Source organism: Kutzneria kofuensis (assembly GCF_014203355.1).
GTDB lineage: Bacteria > Actinomycetota > Actinomycetes > Mycobacteriales > Pseudonocardiaceae > Kutzneria > Kutzneria kofuensis.
The window spans coordinates 6,545,061-6,556,818 of sequence record NZ_JACHIR010000001.1 but is presented as its reverse complement, the minus strand read 5'-3'; the positions used below and the strand labels follow the sequence as shown (position 1 = coordinate 6,556,818).

Sequence of the window (11,758 nt, the reverse complement as noted above, 5' to 3'; positions counted from 1 at the left end):
AAGTGATCCTCCACTCGGCCACAGGCCTCGTGTTGGGTGCTCCTTAGAAAGGAGGTGATCCAGCCGCACCTTCCGGTACGGCTACCTTGTTACGACTTCGTCCCAATCGCCAGTCCCACCTTCGACCGCTCCCTCCCTTACGGGTTGGGCCACGGGCTTCGGGTGTTACCGACTTTCGTGACGTGACGGGCGGTGTGTACAAGGCCCGGGAACGTATTCACCGCAGCGTTGCTGATCTGCGATTACTAGCGACTCCGACTTCACGGGGTCGAGTTGCAGACCCCGATCCGAACTGAGACCGGCTTTCTGGGATTCGCTCCACCTCACGGCTTAGCAGCCCTTTGTACCGGCCATTGTAGCATGTGTGAAGCCCTGGACATAAGGGGCATGATGACTTGACGTCATCCCCACCTTCCTCCGAGTTGACCCCGGCAGTCTCCCATGAGTCCCCGCCATTACGCGCTGGCAACATGGAACGAGGGTTGCGCTCGTTGCGGGACTTAACCCAACATCTCACGACACGAGCTGACGACAGCCATGCACCACCTGTACACCGGCCACAAGGGGGCCAATATCTCTACTGGTTTCCAGTGCATGTCAAGCCCAGGTAAGGTTCTTCGCGTTGCATCGAATTAATCCACATGCTCCGCCGCTTGTGCGGGCCCCCGTCAATTCCTTTGAGTTTTAGCCTTGCGGCCGTACTCCCCAGGCGGGGAACTTAATGCGTTAGCTACGGCACGGAGGACGTGGAAGCCCCCCACACCTAGTTCCCACCGTTTACGGCGTGGACTACCAGGGTATCTAATCCTGTTCGCTCCCCACGCTTTCGCTCCTCAGCGTCAGTATCGGCCCAGAGACCCGCCTTCGCCACCGGTGTTCCTCCTGATATCTGCGCATTTCACCGCTACACCAGGAATTCCAGTCTCCCCTACCGAACTCAAGTCTGCCCGTATCGACTGCAAGCCCACAGTTAAGCTGTAGGTTTTCACAGTCGACGCGACAAACCGCCTACGAGCTCTTTACGCCCAATAATTCCGGACAACGCTCGCACCCTACGTATTACCGCGGCTGCTGGCACGTAGTTAGCCGGTGCTTCTTCTGCAGGTACCGTCACTTGCGCTTCGTCCCTGCTGAAAGAGGTTTACAACCCGAAGGCCGTCATCCCTCACGCGGCGTCGCTGCGTCAGGCTTTCGCCCATTGCGCAATATTCCCCACTGCTGCCTCCCGTAGGAGTCTGGGCCGTGTCTCAGTCCCAGTGTGGCCGGTCGCCCTCTCAGGCCGGCTACCCGTCGTCGCCTTGGTAGGCCACTACCCCACCAACAAGCTGATAGGCCGCGGGCCCATCCTGCACCGCCGGAACTTTCCACCACCACAGATGCCTGTAGTGGTCATATCCGGTATTAGACCCAGTTTCCCGGGCTTATCCCAGAGTGCAGGGCAGGTTGCCCACGTGTTACTCACCCGTTCGCCGCTCGTGTACCCCGAAGGGCCTTACCGCTCGACTTGCATGTGTTAAGCACGCCGCCAGCGTTCGTCCTGAGCCAGGATCAAACTCTCCAATAAGGATTGTGTTTGATCGAGACTAGTACAAACTGGCAATCAAACCAGTTATAACCATCTCAAAGGAACCCACTAAGGGGTTATTCATTGTTACTGGCTATTACAGTACGCTGTTGAGTTCTCAAAGAACACACGCACACCGTCACTCGACTCTTTCAAGCCTCGATCGGGGGCTTTGGTGTTTCCGTTTTGCTGTGTTTGAAGCTTAGCCGGTCCGTTCTCCCCAAGCAAATCGGCCCCCGTTGGAGGCGACTCGCTGGGTTCGTCCCGGATCGTCAGGCTCGTCCTCACCGTCCCTGCCGGGGAGTCCCTGGCGGTCCGGGGCGAGTCCGTGTTGCGCTGACAGAGAGAAAGTTACGCGGTGGGGAACGAGAAGTCAAATCGCGCCCGCAACCGCATCGGCAGAGCGGAAGTCCCTGCTCAGCGGCCTTCCGCCCGGCCGACGTCCACGCTAGTCGAGGACCTCGACACCAGCAGTGTGGCGCTTGCCACGTCGCAGCACAAGCCACCGCCCGTGCAGCAGGTCCTCACGTCCCGGCTTCCACTCCTCATCGGCCACCTTCGTGTTGTTCACGTAGGCGCCACCCTCCTTGACCGTGCGCCGCGCGGCGCCCCGACTGTCGGCCAGGCCAGCGGAAACGAGCAGGTCGACGATGGTCGGCCCATCCGCGAGACGCACCTCGCCGGTCGGCACCTCCGCCATCGCCCCGGTGAGCGTGGACAGCTCCAGCTCCCGCAGCTCGCCCCGGCCGAACAGCGCCTGGCTGGCCGCGGTGACCTGCTGCGTCTCCTTCTCCCCGTGCACCAGCGTGGTCAGCGCCTCGGCCAGCCGGCGCTGCGCGGCGCGCAGGTGCGGCCGCTCCGCCGTCTCCTGCTCGATGCCGGCCAGCTCCTCGCGGTCCAGGAAGGTGAAGATCCGCAGGTAGTTCAGCGCGGTCTCGTCGCTGACGTTGAGGAAGTACTGGAACCACGAGTACGGCGAGGTCATCGCGGGGTCCAGCCACACGCTGCCGCCGCCGGTGGACTTGCCGAACTTGCGGCCCTCGGCGTCGGTGACCAGCGGCATCGTGAAGGCGTGCACCGACTTCTGCTCCACCCGCCGGATCAGGTCGACGCCGCCGACGATGTTGCTCCACTGGTCGGAGCCGCCGATCTGCAGCGTGCAGCCGTGCCGCCGGAACAGCTCCAGGTAGTCGTTGGACTGCAGCAGCAGGTAGCTGAACTCGGTGAACGACATGCCGTCGCCGGCCAGGCGCTGCTTGACCGTCTCCCGGGACAGCATGGAGTTGATCGAGAAGTGCTTGCCGACGTCGCGCAGGAACTCCAACACCGAGGTCGGGCCGGTCCAGTCCAGGTTGTTGACCACGAGCGCGCCGGTCGGCGAGTCGTCGAAGTCGACGAAGCGCTCCAACTGGCCGCGGATCCGCACCGCCCACTCCGCCACCACGTCCAGCGAGTTCAGCACCCGTTCACCCTGGTCACGGGGGTCGCCGATCATGCCGGTGGCGCCGCCGGCGAGCACGATCGGGCGATGCCCGGCGCGCTGGAACCGGTGCAGGCCCAGCAGCGGGATCAGGTTGCCGGCGTGCAGGCTGGGCGCGGTCGGGTCGAAGCCGCAATAGAGCGTGAGCGGGCCCGCCGACAGGTCACGGCGCAGCGCGTCGAGATCGGTGGACTGCGCGGTCAGGCCGCGCCAGGACAGCTCGTCGAGGATGTGCTCACTCACGGGATCCATCATCCCGTACCAGGGCAAAGCAGTTGTCAGCGCCTCTTGCCACCCCGGCGGTACGTGCTGACGGCCGGCGAGTCGATCCAGAAGCGCCACGGCCGGTCCATCGCGGTGGCGACGCCGACGCGCGGACCCGCGTGGATGGACTCCAGCGGCACGGGATCGCCGGCGAGCAGTCGCACCGGCGAGTCCGGCGCCAGGAGGTTGACGCCGTTGTCCTCGCGCGTGAGCGACAACGTGCTGGTCAGGCGGGCCGGTCCCTTGGCCAGCTCGGCGTCGCTGCGGGCGCTGGGCCGCAGCTTGCGGGCGATCTCCAGGCCGGTGACGACCTCGCCGGCGCGCATCAGCACGGCGCCGGGCACCCCGTCGGTCAGGCACACGATGTTGGCGCAGTAGTGCATGCCGTAGACGAAGTAGACGTAGAGGAAGCCGGCGGGACCGAACATGACGTCGTTCCGGGCCGTTCGGCCGCGGTAGCAGTGCGACGCCGGGTCGTCGCCGCCGCGGTAGGCCTCCACCTCGACCAGCCGGAGGCCCACCGGGCCGTCCGCGGTGTCGGCCTCCAACACGCTGCCGAGCAGGAGCTTCGCGGCGTCGACGGGGTCGACGGCAAGCTCCTGCTCAGTGAACTGGCGGCGCATTGTTGTCACAAGACGACAACCCTACGGGCGGGGGTTGGTTGCCGACCAGCCACGTGCAGCCGCCACCCGTTCACCCACTCGGACCAGTTGCTCGGCGACCCGGCTCGGCGCGGTGCCGCCGCGGCCGTCCCGGGAGGCGATCGAGCCCTCGACCGTGAGCACCGCCCTGACCTGCGGGGTCAGGTGCTCGGAGACCTTGGCGAACTCGGCGTCCGTGAGCTCGTCCAGGCCGACGCCGCGGGCCTCGGCCAGTCGCACGCACTCGCCGGCGGCCTCGTGCGCCACGCGGAACGGCACGCCCTGGCGGACCAGCCACTCGGCGATGTCGGTGGCCAGCGTGAAGCCGGCCGGCGCCAAGGCGGCCATGCGCGCGGTGTCGAACGTGAGGGTTCCGAGCATTCCGGCGATCGCCGGCAGCAGCAGCTCCAGCTGCGCCACCGAGTCGAACACCGGCTCCTTGTCCTCCTGCAGGTCCCGGTTGTACGCCAGCGGCTGCGCCTTGAGCGTGGCCAGCAGGCCGGTGAGGTTGCCGATCAGCCGGCCGGACTTGCCCCGGGTCAGCTCGGCGACGTCCGGGTTCTTCTTCTGCGGCATGATCGAGCTGCCGGTGGCCCACGCGTCGTCCAGCACGGCGTAGCCGAACTCGGCGGTGGTCCAGATGATCACCTCTTCGGCGATCCGCGACAGGTTCACGCCCAGCATGGCCAGGCAGAACGCGATCTCGGCGGCGAAGTCGCGGGACGCGGTGCCGTCGATGGAGTTGTCCACCGACTCCGGGAAGCCCAGCTCGGTGGCGACGGCCACCGGGTCCAGGCCGAGCGACGAGCCGGCCAGCGCGCCCGAGCCGTACGGGGAGACGGCGGTGCGGGCGTCCCAGTCGCGCAGGCGGTCGACGTCCCGCAGCAGCGACTGCACGTGCGCGAGCAGGTGATGGGCCAGCAGCACGGGCTGTGCGTGCTGGAGGTGCGTCCGGCCGGGCATGACCGCGTCGGGGTGGCGCTTGGCCTGGTCCACGAGGGCATCGACGACGTCGAGCGTGCCGTCGGCGACGCGCCGTGCGGCGTCACGCAGCCACATCCGGAACAGGGTGGCGATCTGGTCGTTGCGGGAGCGGCCCGCGCGCAGCTTGCCGCCCAGCTCGGCGCCGGCGCGGTCCATCAGGCCGCGTTCCAGCGCCGTGTGCACGTCCTCGTCGGCGACGACCGGGGTGAAGGCCCCCGAGACGACGTCGGCCTCCAGCACGTCGAGCGCCTCGATCATGCGGGTCAGCTCGTCGTCGGTGAGCAGGCCGGCGCGGTGCAGGGCGCGGGCGTGCGCCCGCGATCCGGCGATGTCGTACGTGGCGAGCTGCCAGTCGAAGTGCGTCGACAGGCTCAGCGCGGCCATGGCGTCGGCCGGGCCGCTGGCGAACCGCCCGCCCCAGAGCTTGCTCACTGCCTCTCCTCTGTTGGTGTGTCAGGCGGCCGGGCTGAGCCGGTCGCGCAGGTCCAGGCGCACCTCGCCGGTGACCTGCTCCTGAGACGTCGTGATGAAGGCGTCCAGCGCCTCCCTGAGCGGTGCGGCCCACTGGCCGTCTTCGACGAGTTCGGCCCAGCGGCGCTCGATCCGGCGCTTGAACGCGAGCAGGTCCGGTTCGATGGTGACGGCCTCGAGCTTCCGGTGCGCGGCGATCAAGGTCCTGGCACCCGGCTGGTGGCGGCCGCCGACGCGCCAGTTCAGCTCCTGCACGGCCTGCAGCATCGTCACCGTCTCGCCGTCGATCGCCACCGGCACGCCCTGGTCGAATGTGATCACGACCTGGTCGGCGTCGGAGCCGACGAACGCGGTCGCCGGGCACCACACCTCGTTCGCGTGGGCCGGGACCAGGGCGTTGGCCTGCACCGCCCGCAGGCAGAACTCCGCCTCATTCATGATCGGGTGTCCCCGCCGCCAGAGCCGTGAAGCGCTCCGCCAGCTCCGCGCCGGTCAGCGGCTCGCGCGCCACCACGAAGATCGTGTCGTCGCCGGCGATCGTGCCGACCACGATGTGCAGCGCCGCCCGGTCCAAGGCGCTGGCCAGGAAGTGCGCCGCGCCGGGCGGGGTGCGCAGGACCGCGAGGTTGCCGGAGGAGTCGGCGGACACCAACAGCTCCCCCAGCAGTCGGGTGAGCCTCGAGATGCCGCCCTCGACGCCGCGGACCGGGCTGCCGTCCTCGGGGATGACATACACCGGCGCCCCGCCGTCGGCGCCGCGGAGCTTGACCGCGCCCAGCTCGTCGAGGTCGCGGGAGAGGGTGGCCTGTGTGGTCTCGATGCCCTCCGCCGCCAGCAGCTTCGCCAGCTCGGACTGGCTGCGCACCGCCCGCTGCGCCACCAGCTCGACGATCCGGCCTTGGCGAGCGGCGCGGGTGGTCGGCGAACTCATACGCATGAGTATGCACGACTCTGGAAAATTACTCAACCCCCGCGAGTCCCGCTCTCCGTCACACCGAATGTACGAAACGGGCAGAACTGAGCCTTGAGGCTCAGTTCTGCCCGAAACCGACATTCGGTGTGACGCTAAGCGGGACTCGCGGGGGGTCAGCGGGTCAGGAGCCAGGCCAGCAGGGCCTTCTGGGCGTGGAGGCGGTTCTCGGCCTCGTCCCACACGGCGCTCGACGGGCCGTCGAGCACCTCGTCGGTGATCTCCCAGCCGCGGTGCGCGGGCAGGCAGTGCAGGACGATGGCGCCGGGGGCGGCGCGGCCCAGCAGCTCGTGGTTGACCTGCAAGGGGCGGAAGGGGCCGACGCGGTCCTTGCCGTCGTTCTCCTGGCCCATGGAGGTCCAGGTGTCGGTGACGAGCACGTCGGAGCCGTCGACGGCCTCGTGCGGATCGACCACGGCGGCGGCGCTGCCGCCGGTTTCGGCGGCGAGCTTCTGGGCGTCGCGGAGGATGTCGGGGGCGGGCTGGAAGCCCTCGGGAGAGGCGACACGGACATGCAGGCCGGCGTTGACGCCGCCGAGCAGCAGGGAGTGGGCCATGTTGTTGGCACCGTCGCCGAGATAGGTCAGGGTCAGGCCGGCGAGCTTGCCGTGGCGTTCCCGGATGGTCTGGAGGTCGGCGAGGACCTGGCAGGGGTGGAACTCGTCGGTCAATGCGTTGATCACTGGGATGCGCGACGCGGAGGCCATGGCGTCCATGCGCTTCTGGGCGAACGTCCGCCACACGACGGCGTCGACGTAGCGGGACAGCACCCGCGAGGTGTCCTCGATGGTCTCCTCGCGCCCGAGCTGCATGGCGCGGCCGTCGATCATGATGGAGTGCCCGCCGAGCTGGGCGATGCCCACGTCGAACGACAGCCGGGTGCGGGTGGAGTTCTTCTCGAAGATCGCCGCCACCGACTTGCCCTTGAGCGGCTGGTGCGCCAGCGGCTCGGCCTTGAGCCGGTCGGCGAGGTCGAGCACTTCGAGCTGCTCGGCCGGGCTGAGGTCGTCGTCGCGGAGGAAGTGCCTGGGCATGGTTTCAGGACTCCGAACTGTCGAGGAAGGCGGGCAGTGCGGCGACGAAGTCATGCGCGTCGCTCTCGGCGAGCACGAGCGGCGGGGCCAGCCGGATGGAGTCCGGCTGGACGCTGTTGATGAGGTAGCCGCCGGCCTGCGCGGCCTTGGCCACGCCGGCGGAGACGGGCTTGTTCAGGGTGATGGCCAGCAGCAGCCCGGCGCCGCGCACGCCGGCGACGAGCGGGTGGTGCAGCTGCTCGACGCGGGCGGCGATGTCCTTGCCCAGCACGGCGGCGTGCTCGCACAGGCCGTCGGCGGCGATGGTGCGCAGCACGGCGAGCCCGGCGGCGCAGGAGATCGGGTTGCCGCCGAAGGTGGTGCCGTGGTGGCCGGGCTTGAACAGCTCGGCGGCCGCGCCGATGCCGATGCACGCCCCGAGCGGCAGGCCGCCGCCGAGGCCCTTGGCCAGCGTGATCACGTCCGGCACGATGCCGGTCTGCTGGTACAGGAACCAGCTGCCGCAGCGGCCGATGCCGGTCTGCACTTCGTCGAGCACGAGCAGCGCGCCGGCCTTGGCGGTGATTTCCCTGGCGGCCTGCAGGAAACCGTCCGGCGCGGGCAGGACGCCGCCCTCGCCCAGGATCGGCTCGACGAACACGGCGGCGGTGTCACCGTCCACAACGGACTCCAGCGCGGCGACGTCGCCGAACGGGATGTGCACGACGCCCGGCGTCAGCGGCTCGAACGGGGTGCGCTTGGCGGGCTGCCCGGTCAGCGACAGCGCGCCCATGGTGCGGCCGTGGAACGCGCCGTCGAAAGCGACGATCTTGCTGCGGCCGGTCAGCCGGGCCAGCTTGAACGCGGCCTCGTTGGCCTCGGCGCCGGAGTTGGTGAACACCACCTTGGCCGGCTGCCCGACCAGGCTCACCAGCTCCTCGGCCAGCTCCAGCGCCGGCTGGTTGACGAACATGTTGGAGGTGTGGCCGAGCTTGCCGACCTGCTCGGTGACGGCCTGCACCACGGCCGGGTGGGCGTGGCCGAGGGCGTTCACGGCGATGCCGGTGTACAGGTCGAGGTAGCGGTTGTCGTCGGCGTCCCACACGTACGGGCCGTCGCCTCGGACCAGCGCCAGCTGGGGGGTGCCGTAGTTGTCCATCAACGCCGACTGCCAACGGCTCCGGCTGTCCTCATTGGACAAGATGGTCACTGTCACGCCTCCTCGTCTGGTAGCACCATGGTCCCGACACCCTTGCTGGTGAAGACTTCCAACAGCACCGAATGCGCAAGCCTGCCGTCGATCACGTGCGCGGCCGGCACCCCGCCGCGCACCGCTCGAAGACACGCCTCCATCTTCGGCACCATGCCGCTGGTGAGAGCGGGCATCAGCTCCTCCAGCCGGTCCGCCCCGATCTTGTGCACCAACGACGAGCGGTCCGGCCAGTCCGTGTACAGGCCCTCGACGTCGGTCAGCACCACCAGCTTCTCCGCGCCCAGCGCAACGGCCAAAGCCGACGCGGCCGTGTCCGCGTTCACGTTGTGCACCACGCCGTCCACGTCCGGCGCGACCGTCGACACGACCGGGATCCGACCGGCGCGGATCAGGTCCAGCACCGACTCCGGGTCGACGGTGACGACGTCGCCGACCAGGCCGATGTCCACGGCCTCGCCGTCGACGACGGCGGCCCGCCGCTCGGCGGTGAACAGCTGCGCGTCCTCGCCGGAAATGCCTACGGCGTAAGGGCCGTGCGCGTTGATCAGGCCGACGAGCTCCCGCCCGACCTGGCCGACCAGCACCATCCGGACCACGTCCATGGTCTCCGGCGAGGTGACGCGCAGGCCGCCGACGAACTCGCCCTCGATGCCCAGCCGCTTGAGCATGGCGCTGATCTGCGGGCCGCCGCCGTGCACCACGACCGGCTGGATGCCGGCCAGCCGCAGGAACACCATGTCCTGGGCGAAGGCGCGCTTGAGGTTCTCGTCGATCATGGCGTTGCCGCCGTACTTCACCACCACGACCTTGCCGTGGAAGCGCTGCAGCCACGGCAGCGCCTCGACGAGCACCTCGGCCTTGACGGCCGCTTCCGCCTTGGTCACATCGGTCATGAGGAGTAAGCGCTGTTCTCTTCGACGTAGTCGTGGGAAAGGTCCGTGGTGAGCACGGTCGCGGCGGCCTCGCCGAGGTGCAAGTCGATCAGCACCTCGATGTCGCGGCCGGACAGGTCGGCGCCCTCGCGGTCGGCTGCGCGGCCGCCGGCCTGGCAGACCAGCACCCCGTTCAACGTGACGTCGATCTTGTCGGCCTCGATCTGCGCAGGGGCGTTGCCCAGGGCCATCATGATCCGGCCCCAGTTCGGGTCGGAGCCGAAGAAAGCGGTCTTGACCAGGCTGTCCCGGGCGACCGTGCGGGCCACGGCGACGGCGTCGTCCTCGCTGGCCGCGCCCTGGACCGTCACGCTGATCTCCTTGGTGACGCCCTCGGCGTCCCCCTGGAGCTGCCGGACCAGGTCGTGGCAGACGGCGTGCAGCGCCTCGGCGAAGTCCTCCTTCGATGGCTGCACACCGGACGCGCCGGAGGCCAGCACCAGCACGGTGTCGTTGGTGGAGGTGCAGCCGTCCACGTCGAGGCGGTCATAGGTGACCTTGGTGGTGGCCTTGAGGATCTCGTCCAGCTGCTGCGGGGTGATCACGGCGTCGGTGGTGATCACGGACAGCATGGTCGCCATGTTCGGCGCGAGCATGCCGGCGCCCTTGACGAAGCCACCGATGGCGAAGCCGGTCGGGTGGGTCAGCGCCGACTGCTTGGGGTGGGTGTCCGTGGTCAGCACGGCGGTCGCGGCGTCCAGGCCGGCTTTCTCCGTGTCGGCAAGCACTTGCGCGGCTTTGTCCACTCCGGACAGCACGGCGTCCATCGGCAGCCGCTCGCCGATCAGGCCGGTCGAGCACACGGCGACGTCCACCGCGCTGATCCGCAGCACCTCAGCGACTTTCTCGGCCGTCTTGTGCGTGTCCTGGAAGCCTTCCGGGCCGGTGCAAGCGTTTGCGCCGCCGGAGTTGAGCACGACCGCGCGCAGCCGGTTGTCGCTGACGGCCTGCTGCGACCACAGCACCGGGGCGGCCTTGACCTTGTTGGTGGTGAACACCGCGGCGGCCGCGTCCTGCGGGCCGTCGTTGACCACCAGCGTCAGATCCGGCGCGCCGGACGCCTTGATGCCCGCGGCCACCCCCGCGGCGCGGAACCCGGCCGGCGTGGTGACGCCCGACGTGCGGGTCACGGCGATCTGCGAAGTGGTCACGGGGCGACTCCCACGGTGGAAAGGCCGGTGGTCTCGGGCAGCCCGAGGGCCAGGTTCATGGACTGCACGGCGGCGCCCGCCGTGCCCTTGGTCAGGTTGTCGACGGCGGCCACCACGACCAGCCGGTTGGTGTCGGGGTCGGCGACCGCCTGCACGTGCAGCGCGTTGGAGCCCAGCGTGGCCGCGGTGGTCGGCCACACACCCTCGGGCAGCAGGTGCAGAAACGGCTCGTCGGCGTAGGCCTTCTCGTACACGGCTCGCACGTCCACGGTGGACTTCAGCGGGGCCGTGCAGGTGGCGAGAATGCCGCGCGGCATCGGCACCAGCACGGGCGTGAAGGAGACGGCGACCCTGGTGCCGGCGATCTTGCCGAGGTTCTGGGCGATCTCCGGGGTGTGCCGGTGCCTGCCGCCGACGTTGTACGCGCTGGCCGCGCCCATCACCTCGGAGCCGAGCAGGTTCGGCTTGAGCGACTTGCCCGCACCCGAGGTGCCTGTGGCCGCGACCACGACCACGTCCGGCTCGACGATGCCGGCCGCGAACGCGGGGGCCAGGGCGATGGAGGCGGCCGTCGGGAAGCAGCCCGGGACCGCCACGCGCTTGACGTCGCGCAGGTTCTCCCGCGCGCCCGGCAGCTCCGGCATGCCGTACGGCCAGGAGCCGGCGTGCTCTCCCCCGTACCAGCGCTCCCAGTCCGCCGCGTCGGTCAGCCGGTGGTCCGCGCCGCAGTCGATGACCAGCACGTCGTCGCCGAGCTGGGCCGCCAGCTCGGCCGACTTGCCGTGCGGGAGGGCGAGGAAGACGACGTCGTGGCCGGCCAGCTCGGCGGCGGTGGTGTCCTGGAGGACACGGTCGGCCAGCGGGACCAGGTGCGGCTGGTGCTGGCTCAACGGCGTGCCGGCGTTGCCGCCCGCGGTCAACGCCCCGATCTCCACGTCCGGGTGACCGAGGAGCAGCCGCAGCAGCTCACCACCCGCGTACCCGCTCGCACCCGCGACAGCGACCCGTACCGTCATGCGAATGAGTATGCAGGAGGATGTGTATTTACTCAACCGTGTGAGCCCGCGCACGGGCG

At 69.0% G+C, this 11,758-nt stretch carries 10 protein-coding genes and 1 rRNA gene; all 11 read right to left on the bottom strand.

Annotated features, from left to right (window positions below):
- Window positions 1-47 precede the first annotated feature (47 nt).
- Window positions 48-1,564: ribosomal RNA gene (locus BJ998_RS30415) — 16S ribosomal RNA — on the bottom strand.
- Window positions 1,565-2,012: 448 nt separating this feature from the next.
- A complete protein-coding gene (gene tyrS, locus BJ998_RS30410; protein ID WP_184866772.1) occupies window positions 2,013-3,287 on the bottom strand; it encodes a tyrosine--tRNA ligase in 1,275 nt (424 codons plus the stop codon).
- Between the two features lie 35 nt (window positions 3,288-3,322).
- A complete protein-coding gene (locus BJ998_RS30405; protein WP_184866771.1) occupies window positions 3,323-3,931 on the bottom strand; it encodes a DNA-3-methyladenine glycosylase in 609 nt (202 codons plus the stop codon).
- Window positions 3,932-3,952: 21 nt separating this feature from the next.
- Entirely contained in the window at window positions 3,953-5,365 is a 1,413-nt protein-coding gene (argH, locus tag BJ998_RS30400) for an argininosuccinate lyase (protein WP_312890400.1), read from the bottom strand.
- Between the two features lie 21 nt (window positions 5,366-5,386).
- On the bottom strand, window positions 5,387-5,842 hold the full coding sequence (locus BJ998_RS30395) for an argininosuccinate synthase domain-containing protein (protein WP_184866770.1): 456 nt from the start codon (window positions 5,840-5,842) through the stop codon (window positions 5,387-5,389).
- Complete coding sequence (locus tag BJ998_RS30390) at window positions 5,835-6,335, bottom strand: arginine repressor (protein ID WP_184866769.1); 501 nt, start codon at window positions 6,333-6,335, stop codon at window positions 5,835-5,837. Before BJ998_RS30390 ends, BJ998_RS30395 begins: the two co-directional genes overlap by 8 nt.
- Before the next feature lie 155 nt (window positions 6,336-6,490).
- Window positions 6,491-7,408 (bottom strand): ornithine carbamoyltransferase, encoded by a 918-nt coding sequence (gene argF / locus BJ998_RS30385; protein WP_184866768.1) that lies wholly within the window; start codon window positions 7,406-7,408, stop codon window positions 6,491-6,493.
- A gap of 4 nt (window positions 7,409-7,412) precedes the next feature.
- The gene (locus tag BJ998_RS30380; RefSeq protein WP_184869043.1) at window positions 7,413-8,597 is read right to left on the bottom strand and encodes an acetylornithine transaminase; all 1,185 of its coding nucleotides are present in this window, start codon (window positions 8,595-8,597) and stop codon (window positions 7,413-7,415) included.
- 2 nt (window positions 8,598-8,599) lie between these two features.
- A complete protein-coding gene (gene argB / locus BJ998_RS30375; RefSeq protein ID WP_184866767.1) occupies window positions 8,600-9,493 on the bottom strand; it encodes an acetylglutamate kinase in 894 nt (297 codons plus the stop codon).
- Window positions 9,490-10,683: a bifunctional glutamate N-acetyltransferase/amino-acid acetyltransferase ArgJ gene (gene argJ, locus BJ998_RS30370; protein WP_312890399.1), complete on the bottom strand. Its 1,194-nt coding sequence runs from the start codon at window positions 10,681-10,683 to the stop codon at window positions 9,490-9,492. The genes argB and argJ overlap by 4 nt, the downstream gene beginning before the upstream one ends.
- On the bottom strand, window positions 10,680-11,699 hold the full coding sequence (gene argC, locus BJ998_RS30365) for an N-acetyl-gamma-glutamyl-phosphate reductase (RefSeq protein ID WP_184866766.1): 1,020 nt from the start codon (window positions 11,697-11,699) through the stop codon (window positions 10,680-10,682). The genes argJ and argC overlap by 4 nt, the downstream gene beginning before the upstream one ends.
- Window positions 11,700-11,758: the final 59 nt, after the last annotated feature.